The 18,186-nt window shown below is 69.7% G+C and carries 16 protein-coding genes; 8 read left to right on the top strand and 8 right to left on the bottom strand.

The features are described from left to right. Nucleotides 1–62 precede the first annotated feature (62 nt). From ACTB72_RS01470 to ACTB72_RS01445, 6 genes are all read left to right on the top strand, one after another. Nucleotides 63–1,649 (top strand): ABC transporter substrate-binding protein, encoded by a 1,587-nt coding sequence (locus tag ACTB72_RS01470; protein ID WP_463035201.1) that lies wholly within the window; start codon nt 63–65, stop codon nt 1,647–1,649. Between the two features lie 111 nt (nt 1,650–1,760). Next, entirely contained in the window at nt 1,761–2,705 is a 945-nt protein-coding gene (locus tag ACTB72_RS01465) for an ABC transporter permease (RefSeq protein ID WP_463035200.1), read from the top strand. Further along, complete coding sequence (locus tag ACTB72_RS01460; RefSeq protein WP_463035199.1) at nt 2,698–3,609, top strand: ABC transporter permease; 912 nt, start codon at nt 2,698–2,700, stop codon at nt 3,607–3,609. Before ACTB72_RS01465 ends, ACTB72_RS01460 begins: the two co-directional genes overlap by 8 nt. A 3-nt stretch (nt 3,610–3,612) precedes the next feature. Next, on the top strand, nt 3,613–4,596 hold the full coding sequence (locus tag ACTB72_RS01455; RefSeq protein ID WP_463035198.1) for an ABC transporter ATP-binding protein: 984 nt from the start codon (nt 3,613–3,615) through the stop codon (nt 4,594–4,596). Beyond that, on the top strand, nt 4,593–5,558 hold the full coding sequence (locus ACTB72_RS01450) for an ABC transporter ATP-binding protein (protein ID WP_463035197.1): 966 nt from the start codon (nt 4,593–4,595) through the stop codon (nt 5,556–5,558). Before ACTB72_RS01455 ends, ACTB72_RS01450 begins: the two co-directional genes overlap by 4 nt. Then, the gene (locus ACTB72_RS01445) at nt 5,555–6,985 is read left to right on the top strand and encodes an amidase (protein WP_463035196.1); all 1,431 of its coding nucleotides are present in this window, start codon (nt 5,555–5,557) and stop codon (nt 6,983–6,985) included. Before ACTB72_RS01450 ends, ACTB72_RS01445 begins: the two co-directional genes overlap by 4 nt. A gap of 164 nt (nt 6,986–7,149) precedes the next feature. On the opposite strand, the gene ACTB72_RS01440 is transcribed toward ACTB72_RS01445, so the two are convergent. From ACTB72_RS01440 to ACTB72_RS01415, 6 genes are read right to left on the bottom strand one after another with little or no spacing between them, the layout of a single operon-like run. Then, nucleotides 7,150–8,124 (bottom strand): ABC transporter ATP-binding protein, encoded by a 975-nt coding sequence (locus ACTB72_RS01440; RefSeq protein WP_463035195.1) that lies wholly within the window; start codon nt 8,122–8,124, stop codon nt 7,150–7,152. Next, on the bottom strand, nt 8,121–9,101 hold the full coding sequence (locus tag ACTB72_RS01435; protein WP_463035194.1) for an ABC transporter ATP-binding protein: 981 nt from the start codon (nt 9,099–9,101) through the stop codon (nt 8,121–8,123). The genes ACTB72_RS01440 and ACTB72_RS01435 overlap by 4 nt, the downstream gene beginning before the upstream one ends. Before the next feature lie 20 nt (nt 9,102–9,121). Further along, nucleotides 9,122–10,021 carry an ABC transporter permease gene (locus tag ACTB72_RS01430; RefSeq protein ID WP_463035193.1) on the bottom strand — a complete coding sequence of 300 codons (900 nt, stop codon included), beginning with the start codon at nt 10,019–10,021 and terminating at the stop codon, nt 9,122–9,124. Then, a complete protein-coding gene (locus ACTB72_RS01425; RefSeq protein WP_463035192.1) occupies nt 10,021–11,037 on the bottom strand; it encodes an ABC transporter permease in 1,017 nt (338 codons plus the stop codon). Before ACTB72_RS01425 ends, ACTB72_RS01430 begins: the two co-directional genes overlap by 1 nt. Before the next feature lie 8 nt (nt 11,038–11,045). Continuing rightward, complete coding sequence (locus ACTB72_RS01420) at nt 11,046–12,632, bottom strand: ABC transporter substrate-binding protein (protein WP_463035191.1); 1,587 nt, start codon at nt 12,630–12,632, stop codon at nt 11,046–11,048. 39 nt (nt 12,633–12,671) lie between these two features. Beyond that, the gene (locus tag ACTB72_RS01415; RefSeq protein WP_463035190.1) at nt 12,672–13,952 is read right to left on the bottom strand and encodes an aminotransferase class III-fold pyridoxal phosphate-dependent enzyme; all 1,281 of its coding nucleotides are present in this window, start codon (nt 13,950–13,952) and stop codon (nt 12,672–12,674) included. A 306-nt stretch (nt 13,953–14,258) separates the two neighbouring features. Here ACTB72_RS01415 and ACTB72_RS01410 point away from each other — a divergent pair, with 306 nt between their 5' ends. Continuing rightward, entirely contained in the window at nt 14,259–14,945 is a 687-nt protein-coding gene (locus ACTB72_RS01410; protein WP_463035189.1) for a TetR/AcrR family transcriptional regulator, read from the top strand. Between the two features lie 13 nt (nt 14,946–14,958). On the opposite strand, the gene ACTB72_RS01405 is transcribed toward ACTB72_RS01410, so the two are convergent. Both ACTB72_RS01405 and ACTB72_RS01400 read right to left on the bottom strand, forming a co-directional pair. Then, nucleotides 14,959–15,930: a carbohydrate kinase family protein gene (locus tag ACTB72_RS01405; RefSeq protein ID WP_463035188.1), complete on the bottom strand. Its 972-nt coding sequence runs from the start codon at nt 15,928–15,930 to the stop codon at nt 14,959–14,961. Beyond that, complete coding sequence (locus ACTB72_RS01400; RefSeq protein ID WP_463035187.1) at nt 15,927–17,210, bottom strand: aminotransferase class III-fold pyridoxal phosphate-dependent enzyme; 1,284 nt, start codon at nt 17,208–17,210, stop codon at nt 15,927–15,929. Before ACTB72_RS01400 ends, ACTB72_RS01405 begins: the two co-directional genes overlap by 4 nt. An 83-nt stretch (nt 17,211–17,293) precedes the next feature. On the opposite strand from ACTB72_RS01400, the gene ACTB72_RS01395 reads away from it, so the two are divergent. Further along, nucleotides 17,294–17,944: a class II aldolase/adducin family protein gene (locus ACTB72_RS01395; protein WP_463035186.1), complete on the top strand. Its 651-nt coding sequence runs from the start codon at nt 17,294–17,296 to the stop codon at nt 17,942–17,944. The last annotated feature ends 242 nt before the right edge of the window (nt 17,945–18,186 follow it).

The following is an 18,186-nucleotide window of genomic DNA, read 5'->3' as shown; positions in this document are numbered from 1 at the left end:
CTCCGGACCGGGACCCCGACGCCAGATCGAGGCCCGCCGCCCCAGCCAGCAGAGAACCCACCATGACCGCCATTCGAACCGACAACCCCCCGAACCGCGCCCGCGCGCGCCTCCGCTTCACCGCGGCGCTGGCCCTCGCCGCCGCCGTCGCGGCCTTCGCGCCGATGGTCCACGCGCAAGAGCCCAAGATGGGCGGCACCATCATCTACGCCAACAACTCCGGCCCCGGCTCGCTCGACCCCGCGATGGCGGCGTCCCTCGTCGACCTCGAGATCATCCATCACACCATGGAAGGCCTGGTGGCGATGGATGCGAACTACGACACCAAGCCGCTGCTGGCCGAGAGCATCGACATCTCGCCCGACGGCAAGACCTTCACCTTCAAGATCCGCAAGGGCGTGACGTTCCACAACGGGCAGGAGCTGACCTCCGCCGACGTGCTGGCGACCTATGAGCGCTACGCCGAGGTCAGCCCCAACAAGGGCGCGCTGGAGAAGGTGACCTCCTACGAGACGCCCGATCCCTACACCTTCATCGTCCACCTGTCGGAGGTGAACGCGGTCTTCGTCGACGTGCTGAAGACCCCGGTCTACCCGTTCGTGATCCTCCCCGCCTCCCAGCGCAACGCGCCCCCGCGCGAGGTCGAGCCGATCGGCTCCGGCCCGTTCAAGGTCGGCGAATGGGTGAAGGACAGCCACATCATCCTAGAGAAGAACCCCGATTACGCCGTGGACGCCCGCGGCGACGGGCCGGACGGCTATGTCGGCCAGAAACTCGTCTATGTCGACGCGGTCCGCTACAACTTCGTCCCCGAGCCGAATTCCCGCGTCGCCGCCATGCAGACCGGCGAGGCGCATATCACCACCTCGCTGCCCATCGAGCTGATGAAGCGGCTGGAAGGCTCCGACGACGTCGAGGCGATGTCGGTGTTCCCCTACTGCCAGCAATACCTGATCGTGCATTCCCAGCAGCCGCCGACGGATAACGCCAAGATCCGCCAGGCGATCCGCATGTCGGTGGACGTGGACGAGATGATCGCGGTGACGGGGGGCGACGCGCGCAAGAACCACTCGATGGTCTATCCGGGCGGGGCCTATTACGGCGGCGATAAGACCGGCGGCAAGTATGACGAGAACAACCCCGAAGGCGCCAAGGCCCTGCTGAAAGAGGCGGGCTACGACGGCGAGGAGATCCTGCTGCAGTCCAACACCAACTACGACTACATGCGGGATTCGATCCTGGTGCTGGCCGAGCAGCTCAAGGCCGCCGGCATGAACGTGAAGGTCGACATCACCGACTGGACCACCAACGCGTCCAACATGCAGAAGGGCACCGGGGGCTGGAACGTCTCGACCACCGGCTTCTGCTCGAACCCCCTGCTCGGGCCGCAGCAGTGGCAGACGATGATCTACAACTTCCCGCATGTGAAGGACGACAAGGTCCTCGATGACGCCTACGCCCGGTTCTACACCTCGCTGGATCTGAAGGACCGGATCGAGGCGTGGCACGACATCGAGAACGACGTGCTCGACAACGCCTACATGATCAAGGTCGCGGACCGGGGGTCGAACCGCGCGATCTCCAGGAAGCTGCACGGCTTCCGCCCCTACAACATGAACCACTTCTGGGGTCTCTGGCTCGACCAGTGACGCTCTGAACCGCGGCGGCCCCCTGCGTTCCGGGGCCGCCGGACCTGCCCCCTCCCCGCGCCGACCTCCCCCGCGCCGACCCCCGCCCTCCCGCATCCGGAACGGAGCCGCATGGTCCGCATCGTCGTCCTACGCCTCGCCCAGGCCGTCCCCGTGATGTTCTTCGTGGCGGTCCTGACCTTCCTGCTCATGCATCTGCTGCCCGGCGACCCCGCCGCCCTGATCGCGGGCGAGGGCGCGGACGGCGCGGCCATCGACCAGGTGCGCGCCCAGCTCGGCCTCGACCGTCCGATGCTCGAGCAGCTGTGGCTCTGGCTCTCCCACCTCGTGCAGGGCGATTTCGGCCGGTCGCTGATGCTCAACCAGTCGGTCGCGTCGGCGGTGGCCGAGCGTCTGCCGGTGTCGCTGTCGCTGGCGCTCGTGGCCTTCGCGATCACCATTCCGGTCGGCATCGCGCTCGGCATGATGGCGGCCGTCTTCCGCGACACCTGGCTCGACAGCGGGGTGATGGCGCTGGCGCTGATCGGGGTGTCGCTGCCCAATTTCTGGATCGCGATCCTGTCGGTGATCCTGTTTTCGGTGACGCTGGGCTGGCTGCCCTCGGCCGGTTACACCCCGATCGCCGAGGGGTTCTGGCCCTGGCTCGCCTCGCTGACCCAGCCCGCGGTGGTGCTCGCGCTCTTCCAGATCGGTTTTCTCGCCCGCATCACGCGGTCCGAGATGCTGGAGGCGCTCGACCAGGATTACATCCGCACCGCGCGGGCCAAGGGGGTGAGCGAATGGACCACGGTGTCGAAGCACGCCTTCCGCAACACCCTCGTCGCGGTGATCACGGTGTCGGGCTACATCCTGTCGCTGCTGGTCGGCGGCTCGGTGATCGTGGAGCAGATCTTCGCCCTGCCCGGCATCGGGCGCCTGCTGGTGCAGGCGATCATGGCCCGCGACTATCCCGTGGTGCAGGGCACGATGATGATGCTCGGCTTCGGCTTCGTGATGATCAACGTGTGCATCGACCTCCTCTACACCGCCGTCGACCCGAGGGTGCGCTATGACTGACGCGGCCCACCACGTCGCCCCGGCCGTCCCGACCGCGGACATGATGCCGAGCCCGGCGCCGATGACGCCGTGGCGGATCACGCTGAAGCGCCTGCGACGGCACCGGTCGTTCCGCATCGGGGGGATGATCGTGCTCTTCGTGCTGCTGGGCGCGCTGCTCGCGCCCTGGATCGCGGGCGCCGACCCCAACGCCATGTCGATCCGCAACCGCTTCGCCCCGCCCTCGCTCGATTTCCCGTTCGGAACCGACAAGTTCGGGCGGGACATTTTCACCCGCGTGCTGCACGGCGCGCGGCTGTCGCTGTGGATCGGGCTTTCGGTGGCGGTCCTCGCCGCCACGGGGGGGGCCATCGTCGGCATGGTCGCCGCCTGGTTCCGGGTGCTCGACAGCCTGATGATGCGGATCATGGACGCGCTGCTGGCCTTCCCCGCCATCCTGCTCGCCATCGGGATCAATGCGGCGCTGGGGCCTCAGGTGTCCTCGGTGATCATCGCGCTGGCCTCGGCCTACGTGCCGCGCTGCGCCCGCATCGTGCGCGCCTCGGCGCTGGTGGTGCGCGAGCTCGACTATGTCGACGCCGCGCGGGTGTCGGGCGCGTCGGCCTGGCGGATCATCTTCCGCCACATCCTGCCCAACTGCCTCGCGCCGCTTCTGGTGACGCTGACCTTCATCTTCGCCTACGCGATCCTCGCCGAGGCCGCGCTCTCCTTCCTCGGCATCGGCCCGCCGCCGCCGCACCCGTCCTGGGGCAACATCGTCGCCGAGGGCCGCGACTATTCCGTCGAGGCGTGGTGGATCATGCTGTTCCCCGGTCTCGCCATCTCCCTCTCCGCGCTCGGCATGAACCTGCTGGGCGACGGGTTGCGCGACGTGCTCGACCCGCGCCTGAAGATCGAGGGCTGACCCATGGCGCCATTGCTCGACATCCGTTCGCTCGACGTCGACTTCCGGGTCGACGACGGCTGGACCCGCGCGGTGGACGACGTGTCCTTCGCCATCGACGCCAACGCCACTTTGGGGATCGTGGGGGAGAGCGGGTCGGGAAAATCCGTCTCCGCCCTCTCGGTCCTGCGCCTGCATACCCGCCGGAACACAAGGCTCGGCGGTCAGGTGGTCTTCGACGGGCGAGACCTGCTGACCCTGCCGGAACGCGAGCTGCGCGCGATCCGCGGCAAGGACGTGGCGATGGTGTTCCAGGACCCGATGAACTCGTTGAACCCGGTCCTGACCATCGCCGACCAGATCGGCGAGACCCTGCGGATCCACCAGGGGCTCGGCAAGGCCGAGGCCCGGCGCCGCGCGATCTCCCTGCTGGAGCTGGTCCGCATCCCCGACGCGGCGCGCCGCGTGGACGAATACCCGCATCGGCTCTCGGGCGGCCAGCGCCAGCGGGTGATGATCGCCATCGCCATCGCCTGCCGCCCCAAGCTGCTGATCGCCGACGAGCCGACCACCGCGCTCGACGTCACAATCCAGGCCCAGATCCTCGACCTGCTGCGCGATCTTCGGGACGAGATCGGCATGTCGGTGATCCTGATCTCCCACGATCTCGGCCTGGTGGCGGAGTTCGCGGAGCGGGTGATCGTGATGTATGCGGGCCAGATCGTGGAGGACGCGCCGTCCCGCGCCCTCTTCGACGCGCCCGCGCATCCCTATGCCGAGGGGCTTTTGCGCGCGATCCCCAATGTGGACGAGGACGTGGACCGCCTCGCCACCATCCCCGGCACGATCCCCGAGCCCGGCCGTCGCCCCGCCGCCTGCCGCTTCGCGCCGCGCTGCCCCTATGCGGAGGCGTCGTGCCTCACCTCCCCGCCGCCGATGCTGCCGGCCGGGCCGGACCGGCTCGCCCGCTGCCCCGTCCGCGTATCCGTGCCGGAGGGCGCCGCATGACCGACGCCAAAGCCATCGTGGAGGTCGAAAACCTCACCCGCGTCTTTTCCATCGACCGCGGCCGCCGCCACCTGACCGCAGTGGACGACGTGTCGTTCCAGGTCGGACAGGAGGAGACGCTGGGCCTGGTCGGCGAATCCGGTTCCGGCAAATCCACCATCGGCCGGATGCTGGTCGGGCTGATGCCGGCGACGGACGGCGACATCCGCCTCTTCGGCCACGCCATCACCGGGCGCCACGGCAAACGCGGCCTCGCCGCCGTGCGCCGCCAGCTGCAATTCGTGTTCCAGGACCCCCACGCCTCGCTCGACCCGCGGATGCGGGTGGGCGAAAGCATCGCCGAGCCCATCGACATCGCCGGCGGTTATTCCCGCAAGGACCGCGCCGACCGCGTCTCCGAACTGCTGGAGATGGTGGGCCTGTCGAAAACCTTCGCCAACCGCTTTCCGCATGAATTCTCCGGCGGGCAGCGGCAGCGCATCGTCATCGCCCGCGCGCTGGCGCTGAACCCGGATTTCGTGGTCTGCGACGAGGCGGTGGCCTCGCTCGACGTCTCCATGCAGGCGCAGGTGATCAACCTGTTGAAGGACCTGCAGGACCGGCTGGGGCTCAGCTATCTCTTCATCGCCCATGACCTGGCGGTGGTGCGCGCCATCTCGCACCGGGTCGCCGTGCTCTATGCCGGGCGGATCGTCGAGGTCTCCGAAAAGCGCGCGCTCTACCGCGACCCCAGGCATCCCTACACCCAGGCGCTGCTCGCCGCGGCGCCCCGCGCGCAGGTCGCGCGCAGCCGCGTGCCGATCACCGGCGAGATCCTGTCGCTGATCGACCGACCCAAGGGCTGCAATCTTTGTCCCCGCTGCCCGCATGCGATGCCGGTCTGCCGCGAGGTCGAGCCGCCGCTGCTCGAAATCGCCCCCGGCCGCAGCGTCGCCTGCCATCTGCACACGAGCCCCGCATGAGCGATGACCTGATCTGGATGTCCGCGACCGAGGCCGCCGCCCGCATTCGCCGCCGCGACCTGTCGCCGGTCGAATATCTCGACGCGGTATTGGCGCGGTCCGAGGCGGTGCAGCCGGTGCTGAACCCCTTCGTGACGTTTTGCGCCGAGCGGGCCCGGGACGACGCCCGCGCCGCGGAACAGGCGGTGATGTCGGGGGCGAAGCTCGGCCCCCTGCACGGGGTGCCGGTGCACGTGAAGGATCTTTACCCCACCAAAGGCATCCGCACGACGCTGGGCAGCGCGATTTTCGCGGACAACATCCCCGACCGCGACGACGTGCTCGTCACCCGCCTGCGCGCGGCGGGCGCGGTGATCTACGCCAAGACCACGACCCCGGAATTCGGGCACAAGGGCATGACCGACGGCCCGGCCTTCGGCGCCACCCGCAACCCGTGGGGGCTGGACCGGACCGCCGGCGGGTCCTCGGGCGGCGCGGCTTCGGCCGTCGCGGCTGGGGCGGGGCCGATCGGGCTCGGCACCGACGGCGCGGGGTCCGTGCGCATCCCCGCCGCCTGCTGCGGGGTGGTCGGGCTGAAACCCACCAACGGCGCGCTGCCCTTCGAAGAGGCCATCGACGCCTTCTTCTCCTACGCCGCCGCCGGCCCCCTGACCCGCACCATCGCCGACGCGGCCGCGATGCACGGCGCGCTCGCCGGACCCGACGCCTGCGATCCCTGGTCGCTCGCCGTCCCCGATTTCGCCCGGATCGCCCCCAAGATCATCAGCGGCGACCTGCACGGGCTTCGCGTCGGCTGGATGCCGAAGATGACCAACAGGCTGGTCTCGGCCGAAGTCCTCGCCAATTCCCGGACCGTCATCGACGCCCTCGCCGCCCGCGGGGCCGAGATCGAGGAGGTGACCGACCGGATCGACTGGATGGAGATGCCGGGCCGGATCATGTATCAGGCCAACATCTCCATCGCCTTCGGCAAATATGTCGAGCAGTGGGGGAACCGGATGGACCCGGTGCTGCTGGCCTTCATCGAGTTCGGCAAGCGATACGGCATCGCCGATTTCCGCTCCGCCCAATACGCCCGCACCCGCCTTTACCGGGCCATCCAGGGCCTGTTCACCCGCTACGACGTGCTGCTGTCGCCGATGCTGACCCGCACCGCCCATGCCGCGGATTTCGACGCCGCCTACGATCAGGTGATGGTGGAGGGCGAGCCCAACGGCATCACGCGCGAGGGGTTCTCGCCCTACGCCTATCCGTTCAACCTCACCGGCCACCCGGCGCTGTCGGTCCCTTCGGGCTTCGGCGCCGACGGGCTGCCGACCGCGGTGCAGTTCGTAGGGCCGTGGTATTCCGACCTCGACATGCTGCGCCTCGGCGCGGTGGTGGAGGAGGATCTGCCCTGGGCCGGGCGCCGCCCGACGACGGTCTGACCAGGGCGCCCCCGGCCACGGCGACGGCGTCGCCGTAGATTTTTCGAACGGGGCGGGCGAGCGGTCCTGCGCCGGCGCGTCCGAATGGGTCGCGGGCCTCGCCAAGCGGGATTTTTGCGTCGGGGGGCGACCCGCGACGGGCTGAACCGCTGCCTCGCGACGGCCTAGCCTTCGGGAAAATGGCAGGCGGCCTGCTGGCCATGGCCGACATCGGCCAGCGGCGGCGCCTGCTCGGCGCAGATCGCCTGCGCCTTCCAGCAGCGGGTGCGGAAGAGGCAGCCGGACGGCGGGTCGACCGGGCTCGGCAGATCGCCCTTCAACACGATCCGCTCGCGCGCCCGCTCCGCCACCGGGTCGGCGAGCGGCACGGCGGACAGCAGCGCGCGCGTGTAGGGATGGCGCGGGGTGGCGAAGATGGCGGCGGTCGGCCCCGTCTCCACCAGCCGGCCCAGATACATCACGCCCACCCGATCCGAGATGTAGCGCACCACGCCGAGGTCATGGGCGATGAACACATAGGCGACGCCCAGCCGCTCCTGCAGCCGCCGCAGCAGGTTGAGCACGCCCGCCTGCACCGAGACGTCGAGCGCCGAGACCGGCTCGTCCAGAACCACCACCCTGGGGTTCAGCGAGATCGCCCGCGCGATGCCGATGCGCTGGCGCTGGCCGCCCGACAGCTCGTGCGGATAGCGGTCGGCGATCTCGGGGGGGAGCTGGACGAGGCCCAGCAGCTCGACCACCCGGGCCTCGGCGTCGGCGGGCGACAGGCGGGCGAGGCGCATCCCCTCCAGCAGGATCCGCCGCGCGGTCATCCGCGGATGCAGGGAGGCGAGCGGGTCCTGGAAGACGATCTGCAATTCGCGGCGCAGCTCGCGCAGCGCGGCGGGGCCGGCGTCGGCCACGTCGCGGCCATCGAGCAGGATGCGCCCGGCGCTCGGCTCCAGCAGGCGCACGATGCAGCGGCCGAGCGTGGATTTCCCGCAGCCGCTTTCGCCGACCAGCCCGAAACTCTCGCCCGGGGCCACGTCGAAGGACACGCCCGACACCGCGCGCAACCGCTCGCTCGCGCCAAGCAGCGACGCGCCGCGGACCCAGAAATCCTTCTCGACACCTTCGACCTTCAGCACGGGCGCGGTCATGCCGGCACCTCCGGGGTCGAGGCGTGATGGCAGGCGGCGCGCGCGGCGCCGAAGGGGCGCAGTTCGGGGTCGTCCACCCGGCAGATCTCGGTCGCCAGCCCGCAACGGGGGTGAAAAGCGCAGCCGGCGGGACGGGACCAGATGGCGGGGGGGGCGCCCTCGATCGGGGTCAGCTCTCCAGCGTCGCGGTCGAGTTTCGGGAGCGCCGCGAGCAGCCCGCGCGTGTAGGGATGGCGAGGGCGGCGGAACAATTCCTCCGCCCCGGAGCGCTCCACGATGCGGCCGCCATACATCACCGCGATCTCGTCCGCGGCGCCGGCCACCACGCCGAGGTCATGGGTGATCAGCACCAGCGCCACCCCGAGGTCCTTTCGCAACTGGCCCAGCAATTCGAGAATCTGCGCCTGCACGGTGACGTCGAGCGCCGTCGTCGGCTCGTCGGCGATCAGCAGGTCGGGCTTGTTGGCGATGGCCATGGCGATCATCGCCCGCTGGCGCATGCCCCCCGAGAATTCGTAGGGATATTGCTTCAGGCGACGGCGGGCCTGGGGGATGGCGACGGCATCCAGCAGCGCCTCCGCCTCCGCCCACGCCGCCCGTCGCCCGACTTCGGGGCGATGCAGCAGCACCGCCTCGGCGATCTGGTCGCCGATGGTCAGCACCGGGTTGAAGGCGGTCAGCGGGTCCTGGAAGATCACCCCGATCTCGCGGCCCCGGATGCGGCGCAGCGCATCGGGCTTCATGCCGACCAGTTCGCGCCCCTTGAAGCGCACGCTGCCCTCGACCCGCGCGCCAGGCGGCAGCAGGCCCAGCGTCGCCATCATCGACACCGATTTGCCGGAGCCGCTTTCGCCGACGATGCCCAGCACCTCGCCGGGGCGGAGCGAGAGGTCGACGCCGCGCACCGCCTCGGCCTCGCCGTCCCGGCCGCGGAAGGCGACGCGCAGGCCGCGGATGTCCAGCAGGGGTTCGGTCACGGGATCCGTCACAGGATCGCTCATCGTTCGCGCATGTCGAATAGGTCCCGCAACCCGTCGCCGAGGAACGACGCGCCGACCACCACCGACAGGATCGCCATGCCCGGCCCGAAGGCGATCCACCAGGAATAGAATTTCGTCGCGCCCTCCGAAATCATCGAGCCCCATTCCGGCGTCGGCGGGGTCATCCCCAACCCGATGAAACTCAGCGAGGCGGCGAGCAGCACCACCTGCCCGAAATCGGTGGAGGCGTTGACCAGCGTCGGCGTCCAGCACAAAGGCATCACATGCAGCCAAAGCACCCGCAGCCGCCCGGCCCCGCCGGCGACCGCGGCCTCGACATGCTCGCGCTCCTTCACCTCAAGCACCGAGCCGCGCATCAGGCGGGCATAGACCGGCCACCAGACGATCACCATGGCGAGGCCGGCGTTGACCAGCCCGGGGCCGAGCGCCGCGGCGATGGTCATCGCCAGCAGGATCGGCGGGAAGCTGAGCGTCACGTCGGCGGCGCGCATCGCCACCGCATCGACCCAGCCGCCGAAGAACCCGGCGAGCGCGCCGAGCGCCGAGCCGATGCCCACCGCCGCCAGCACCACCAGCATCGCGGCCGGCATCGACCAGGCGGCGCCGTGCAGCGTGCGGGACAGCACGTCGCGCCCCAGCATGTCGGTGCCGAGCCAATGCGCCGCGCTCGGCGCCTGCAGCCGCTTGCCGACCATGCGCAGCGGATCCTCGAGCCCCCACCATTGCGCGGTCGCCGCCGCGATCAGCCAGAACAGCAGCACCGCCGCCCCGATCACCGCGGTGCGCGGCAGGCGGCGGGGGCGCCTCAGCCGCTCGCGCCAGCTTCGCCGGCGGGAGGGCGCCAGCCCGTGGGCGGCGGCGGAGGGTTGGGCGGCGGGATCGGCGGCGAAGGTCATCAGGCGTCGAGTTTCACACGCGGATTGGCGAAGGCGTAGGCGATGTCGGTCATCAGGTTGGCGAAGAGGAACGCCATCGCCCCGATCACCGTCACGCCCCCGATGGCCGGGAAATCCAGCGACCGCGCGGCGCTGACCGCGTAGGAGCCGATGCCGGGCCAGGAGAATATGGTCTCGGTCAGCACCGCCCCGGTGATCAGATAGGCGAAGGTGAAGCCGATGATGGTCAGCGCCGGGATCAGGGCGTTGCGCAGGGCGTGCTTCATCAGCACCACGCGTTCGGGGGCCCCCTTGGCCCGCGCGGTGCGGATGTAGTCCTGGCTCATCGCCTCCAGCAGAGATGAGCGGATCATGCGCGCCACCACGCCGGTCACCGACCAGCCGAGCACGAAGGCCGGCAGGGCGAGATGGGTCAGCGCCTCCCAGAAGAGCGCGCCGTTCCCCGCCAGCAGCGCGTCGATGGTGTTGAAGCCGGTGACCTCGGGCGGCGGGACCGAGCGCGCGTCGAGCCGCCCGGCGCCGGGCGACCAGCCGAGCTGCACCGCGAACACATAAAGCAGGATCAGCCCCGACCAGAAGATCGGCAGCGACGAGCCGAGCAGCGCGAAGGCCCGCGCCGCCCCGTCGATGACGGTATTCCGGAACCGCGCCGCCAGCAGCCCGAGCCCGACGCCCGAGCCCACGCCGAGCACCATCGCCCCCAGCACCAGCTCCAGCGTCGCCGGCAGGCGGGCGGCGATGTCGGTCATCACCGGCTGGCGGGTGATGAACGAGGTGCCCAGATCCCCCTGCGCCAGGTTCCACATATAGATCACGTAGCGTTCGGGCAGCGACCGATCGAGCCCCCATTGCGCCTTCGCCGCCTGCACGATCTCCTCGTTGGCCATCAACCGCTCGGGCACCAGCGCCGACAGCGGATCGCCGCCGGAGATCTGGGCCATCAGGAAGGCGACGCTGGCCACCCCCAGCAGCAGCAGGGGGGTGACCAGCAGACGACGGAGCAGGTAGCGGCCCATTCAGAGGGTCACTTGCGGGTGATTTCGGCGATGGGCAGGTTGCAGCAGGCCGAATAGCGCACGCCTTCGATGTCCTTGCGATGCGCCAGCACCAGGTTGGGCGAGACCATCGGGATGATGATGTTTTCGGAGATCATCTCCATCGCGATCTCGCGATAGGCGGCGGCGTTGGCCTCCCCGCTCGCGCCCAGCGCCTTGGCGTAAAGATCGGCCTCGTTCCTGTTCTCCACCAGCGCCGCATTGCCCTGCGACGCGCGGTTGAACCAGGACGTGCCCGGCATCATGCCGAAATAGGCGACGTACTGGGCCGAGCCGTAATAATCCGGCGCATAGTAGACGGCGGTCATCGGCAGCTTGCCGCTGTTGAGCTCGTCGCGCCAGACCGCGTAGGTCATCGGCTTGAGTTCCAGCTCCACCCCCACCCGCTCGAGATCCTGCTGGACCTTCTGCATCATGAAGTTGAGGTCGACGCCGTAGACGTTGTCGTTGGGATAGCCCGCGACCAGCTTCATCCCGTCGCCGCGCCCCGCCTCCTCCAGCAGGGTCGTGGCCTTGTCGAGATCCTCGGCGCGCGTCGGCAGGTCCGCGGTCCCCGGAAAGCCGTTGGGGATCGGGGCCGCCTGCTTGGCGCCGGCGCCGCCGACGGTGAATTCCAGCATCCCGTCATAGTCGATGGCGTAGGTCAGCGCCTCGCGCACCTTGGGGGTCAGCACGTCGGCCATGCCCTCGGCCCCGGGCACGAAGGCGAAGTAGACGAAGTTGTAGGAGGGGATCTGCGTGGTCACCACGTCGGGCGAAGAGATGCCCTTGGCGGTGTCCGGGTCGATCTGCATGGCCACGTCGACCGCGCCGGATTCCAGCGCCTGGGCCTGGCTGACCGCATCCTGCACCTGGGTGATGACCACCGAGGCGAAGGCCGGCTTCTCGCCGTAGTAGTTCTCGTTGCGCGCGAAACGCAGTTCGTTGTCCGGGGCGTAATTTGCCAGCACGAACGGGCCGGAGCCCGCGGAGTTGGACAGGAACCAGGTCTCGGCCTTGTCCTCGGTGGGCGCGCCCACGCCTTCGACCGCGCCGGCCTCGATCGCCACGTCGCTGTTGATCACCGCCATGTAGGCCGCCGACAGCTTGTTGATGAATTCGGAATTCGGCGCCTCCAGCATCACCTTGACCGTGTGGGCGTCCACCGCCTCGATCCCGGTCATCCCGTCCATCAGGAAGCTGGGCGAGCCCTTGAGGTTCAGCACCCGGCTCAGCGACCAGACCACGTCTTTGGCCTCGACCGGCGAGCCGTCGGCGAAGACGGCCTCGGGGTTGAGGTGGAAGGTGAACTCGGTCAGATCCGCGTTCTCCTCCCATTTCAGCGCGAGGCTGGGGACCACGGACTGGTTGTCGGGGGCGAGCGTCACCAGCGTCTCGTAGGTGGCGCTCAGATAGATCTGGCAGGTGTCGCAGAAGGCCCGCGCCGGATCGAGCGAGTTCACGTCCATCGACCGCGCGATCACCAGCGTGTCGGAGGAGGCGGCGAACGCGGATGGCGCGGCAAGCGTGGCCGCGACCAGCGCGGCGGCCCCGAGGGGGCGGAAACTGTAGGTCATGGCCGTGTCACTCTCCGTTGGCAGGCGCGTTCGTTAGGATCAGCTCGCCTTCTTGCGGTCCATGTAGGCCGCGAGTTGGGCCGGCGGCTGGATCGACGCGCGGTTTTTCTTGAGGTCTTCGAAGGCCGCGCCCGTGGCCTCCAGGCTCCACGTCACATCCGCCTCGGTCATCGCGGCGTTGGCGAACATGTTGTGATAAGGGCTCAGCAGCACGCCATGGCGCAGGGCGACGCCGCACCAATGGTAGCCGAAGCGGAAATCGGGGTCGTCGTCGAACAGCACCATCGGCAGCGCCGCGGGCCCGGTCTGGCGCAGCGCGAAGCCCGCATCGGCGGCCTGTGCGGCGAGGCCTTCGCGGAAGGCCTCGCCCATTGCGGTCAGATGCTCGAGGTAATCGGTGTCGCGGATGATCTTCAGCGTGGCCACGGCGGCGGCCATCGGCACGGCGGCGAACCAGTAGGAGCCGGTGACGAAGACCTTCCCCGCCGCCTCGCGCGCCACGTCGGAGCCCAGCAGCGCCGAAATCGGCTGGCCGTTGCCGATCACCTTGCCCCAGGCGCTCAGATCGGGGCGCACGCCCACCGCCTCCCACGAGCAATCCCGGATCAGGCGGAAGCCGGCGCGCACGTCGTCGACGATCAGGAGCGCGCAGTATTCGTCGCAGATCCGCCGCACGCCCCGGGCGTATTCGGCGTCGAGCACGGTCTGGTCGGCGAAGGTTTCCATCCGGTAGGGGGTGGCGAAGACCCCGGCGAGGTCCTTGCCGGCCAGCGCCGCGGCGGCGGCGAGACTGTCGAGGTCGTTGTAGTCGAAATAGATGATATGGGCGCGGTCGTCGGGCGTGATCCCGGCCAGCACCGGCGTGTTCCAGGGCGCGGAGCCGTGATAGGCGTTGCGCGCCACCAGGATCTTGCGCCGGTTGCGATGCGCCCGCGCGATCACCAGCGCCATAGAGGTCGCGTCGCCGCCGTTCTTGCAGAACATCGCCCAGTCGGCATGGGCGACCATGGCGACGAAGGCCTCGGCCAGATCGACCATCACCTCGGTCGGGCCGGTCATCGCGTCGCCGCGGGTCTGCTGGTCGGCGACCGCCGCCATCACCTGCGGGTGGTTGTAGCCGAGCAGGTTGGGGCCGTAGCCGCACATCCAGTCGATGTATTCGTGGCCGTCCACATCCCAGAGCCGCGTGCCCTCGGCCCGGGCGAAGAACTGCGGATAGCCCTCGGGGCAGAGCGCGACGGACTGGTGGCCGTACATGCCGTTGGGGATGACCTGACGGGCGCGCTCCTGAAGCGCTCGGTTCCGGGTTTCGGTCCACATCTCACGCGCCTTTCTCGATGCCGGGCCGCCCGACCCGATAGTTAACGCTAGCGAAGGGTCTTTGGGCTGGCAAGCGAAGTTGATGCCCGGGTGACCAGCAAACGCCAGCCGCCTGAATTGGCGGCGCCGGATCCTGCCGACGCGCGCGATTTCGCCATGAAGCGGCGCCGCGTTCCACGATCGCCGCTGAATCGCCAGGCACGGGGTCCGGCCGCCGCCCGCGACCCCGCCGCCCGCCACCGACGAATTTACTTGGCGTCGATCCCGGTGATATGCCCTGCGCAGATCATCGCGGGAGACGGGCCGTTGGCGACAGACGGGGAGAGCGTTCGAAAACGGACGGTTGCGCTCGGGACCAAGATCCGGCCCTCGCAGGATCGGTCGCATGAAACCTTCGAACTGATCCTGCGCACCGCGGGCGAGCTGCTCGAGACCATCGGGTTCGAGCAGCTCTCGACCAATCTGGTGTGCAAGCAGGCCGGGCTGACCCCGCCGGCGCTCTACCGCTATTTCCCCAACAAATACGCGATCCTCAAGGAGCTCGGCGACCGCCTGATGGCGGCGCAGGACGAGATCCCGGTCGGCTGGCTGGAGACGCGGCCGGACCGGTCCCATGGCGCGGATGTCGAGACCCGGGTGCGCAACGCCGTCGCCATCCAGATGCGGGTGCTGGAGGCGACGCGCGCCTTCCCGGGCGGCGTGGCGATCACACGAGCGCTGCGGGCGGTGCCGATGCTGTCGGACGTGCGGCTGAAATCGCGCAACGCGGTCGCCGACGTGCAGGCCGCGGCCTATGTCCGCGCCTATCCCGACGTGCCGGCCGACAAGCTCGTGCGCTGCAGCCGGCTCTCAATCGAGATGATGTATTCTTCCATGGAAATGGTGCTGGAGGAGCCGGGCGAGGACACGCCCGAACTGATCGAGGGCGCCTGCCGCGCCGTGGTCCTTTGGATGCAGGATCTCCAGGACCGCCACGCCCGCGGCGAGATCTGAGGGCGGGCGCCGCTCAGACGGTCGGGGCTTCGCGCGAAAACCGCTCCAGCGTCGCGAAGGGGTCGTCGAGCCCGTCGAGCCGGCCCAATGTGCCCACGCCCTGCGCCACGAAGGCCCCGGTCGCGGCGGCGAAGCGGGTCGCGGCCTCCGGCTCGAAGCCTTTGGACAGCGCGACCACGAAGCCCCCGCAGAACCCGTCGCCGCAGCAGGTGGTGTCGACCACCTCGACCCTGAAGGCGGGGATGCGGCGGGGCGGGGCGCCCGGCTCGGCCAGCAGCGCGCCGTCGCCGCCATCCTTCACCACGCAGCCGGTGGCGCCCATGTCGCGCAGGGCGGCGATGGCGTCGGTCAGGTCCTCGTGCCCGGTGAGGAAGCGGGCCTCGACCGCGCTCGGCATGAACCAGTCGACGTTGGGCAGCAGCCGGCGGACCTCGTCGGCGGCGTCGGGGCCGGGGGAGATCAGGTCGCAGGTGACCACCACGCCGGCGGCCTTGGCCGCGGCCACCAGCTCCGCCCCCGGCCCGCCGGCGATCTTCTGTCCGCCGACGGCCCCCCAGTGCAGGTGACGCGCGCCGAGCACCGCGGCGCGGATCCCGTCATCCAGTTCCAGGAACGAGGCCGCGCCGACCGCATGGAACGGGCGACGCCGCCCGGCGGAATCCGCGGCGAGGATGGTGGTCGAGGTCGGCCAGCCCTCCACCATGCGCAAGAGCCCGGTGTCCACGCCCAGTTCTTCCAACATGAAGCGCAGGAGCCGCCCCTTGCGGTCGGCCCCGATCCCGGCGGCGAGCCCCGACCGGAGCCCCATCATCGCGCCGATCATCGCAGGCGAGGCGGCGGTGGCGGCGGGCAGGATCTCGATCGCCTCGATCCGGGTGGTGGCCTCGGTTTCGGGCAGCCGGTCGATGGGGCGGCCGACGATGTCGATGGTGGTCAGGCCGACCGCCACCAGGTCGTAGGGGACGGCGAGGGCGGGGGCGGTCATGCCGGCTCCATGATCGGCTGCAGCGCGCGCAGGCCCCGCATGGCGGCGAGCTTTTCGATGGGCGCGGGGTTCGTCCCCTTCATCGCGGCCAAAGCCCCGTCCGCGGCCTCGATCACCGCGTCGATATCGGCCTCGGTCATCGCGGCGTTGATGAACATGTTGTGCCACGGGTGGAACAGCACGCCGCGCGCCAAAAGCCCCTCGCAGAAGGCGTAGCCCTTGCCCATGCCTTCGTCGTCCTCGAACATCACCAGCGGCATCACCGAGGGTCCCGTCTGGCGCAAACCAAACCCGTTGCGCGACGCGGCCTCCGTGAGCCCCGCGCGCATCCGGTCGCCCAACGCCTGCGTCCGCTCCAGATAGTCGGTCTCGCGGATCAGCTTCAGCGTGGCGAGGCCCGCGGCCATCGGGGCGGCGGCGAACCAGAACGAGCCGGTGACGTAGATCGACCCCGCCGCCTCGCGCGCGATCTCCGACCCGCAAAGCGCCGAGATCGGGTGGCCGTTGGCGATGCACTTGCCCCAGCACGACAGGTCCGGCGCGACGCCGAGCGTCGCCCAGGAGCAGTCCCGCGCCAGCCGGAACCCGGCGCGCACGTCGTCGACGATCAGCAGCGCCCCGGTCTCGTCGCAGAGCTCCCGCACGCGCTTCGCATAGGCCGCGTCGGGCAGCGACTGGTCCGCGAAAACCTCGTGCCGGAAGGGGGTCGCGAAGATCGCGGCCAGATGCGGCCCCGCCTTGCGCACCGCGGCCTCGAGGCTTTCGATGTCGTTGTAGCGGAACTCCACCCGGTTCCTGCGGTCGCCGGCGGTGACGCCGTTGAGCACCGGCGTGAAGGTCGGCGAGCAGCCGTGATAGGTCCCCTCCGCCACCAGAATCAGCGGCTTCTTGGTATGGTTGCGCGCCACCATCATCGCCATGGTGGTGGCGTCAGAGCCGTTCTTGCAGAACATCGCCCAGTCGGCATGGGAGATCTGGTTGACCATCGCCTCGGCGAAATCGACCATCACCGGACCCGGGCCGGTCATCGCGTCGCCCTTGCGCATCTGGGCGATGAAGGCCGCGTCCACGGCCTCATTGCCATAGCCGAAGAGGTTGGGGCCGTAGGCCGAGAGCACGTCGATATAGCCGCGCCCGTCGGTGTCCCACAGCCGCGTGCCCTCGGCCCGCTCCCAGAACTGGGGGGTCGAGCCGGACAGCATCCGCACCGACTGATGCCCGTACATCCCGTTGGGAATGAAGGTTCTGGCCCTGTCGAGCAGGTCGGACATGTTGGGCATCGACGTCTTCCTCTCCGAATAAAGGTAGCTTATGCTACCATGGCCGTCGCAGGCCGTCCATCCCGCCCCCGAAAGGAGTCCCCGTGACCGAAGAGCAGACGCTGCGCGAAGGAATCGTGGAGGCGGTGAAAGCGCTGAAGCGGCTCGGCCTGAACCAGGGGTCGTCGGGCAACGTCTCGGCCCGCTGGGGGGAGGGACTGCTGATCTCCCCCACCGGGACCGACGGCGAAGGGCTGGCGCCCGCCGACATCGTGGCGATGGATTTCGCCGGAGAGGTCGCGGGCCCCGGCATCCCCTCGAGCGAATGGCGGTTCCACGCCGACATCCTCGCCCGCCGGCCCGAGGCGCGGGCGGTGGTCCACAGCCATGCCGATCATTGCGTGGCGCTCGCCTGCCTGCGCCGCCCCCTGCCCGCCTTTCACTACATGGTCGCGGCCTTCGGCGGCGACGACGTGCGTTGCGCGGGCTACGCGCCCTTCGGCTCGGCCGCGCTGTCGGAGCTGGCGGTGGAGGCATTGGACGGGCGCAGCGCCTGCCTTCTGGCCAATCACGGCATGATCGCCGTAGGGTCGTCGCTGGCCGATGCGCTGGCGAAAACCCAGCGGCTGGAACAACTGGCCCGCCAGTACCTGATCGCCCTGCAGGCCGGGACGCCCGTGCTGCTGGGAACCGACGCGATGGACGAGGTGCGCCGGCGCTTCGCTGGCTACGGGCGGACGCGACTGCCGGCCTGACCGGGCCGGCGCGAATCGCGCGGGTTGGCGCGGAGGCAGAGGCCCATGCCGCAACGCCAGGCAGGTCTCGCGCGGCCCCGCGATCAACCCCCGGGCGGCGCGACGCCCCGCGCCCCGAAAATCGCGCCCCTGGAAGTCGATCCGCGTTGACAGGAGCAGATAGTCAAAACTACCCTTTTTGCATGTGCACAGCGAAACGCCCCTCCCGTCGGCATCCCGACCCGCCCCGCGCGCGGCCCGCG

The sequence above is a fragment of the Albimonas sp. genome (assembly GCF_055129145.1).
This window is presented reverse-complemented; position numbering and strand designations above follow the sequence as displayed.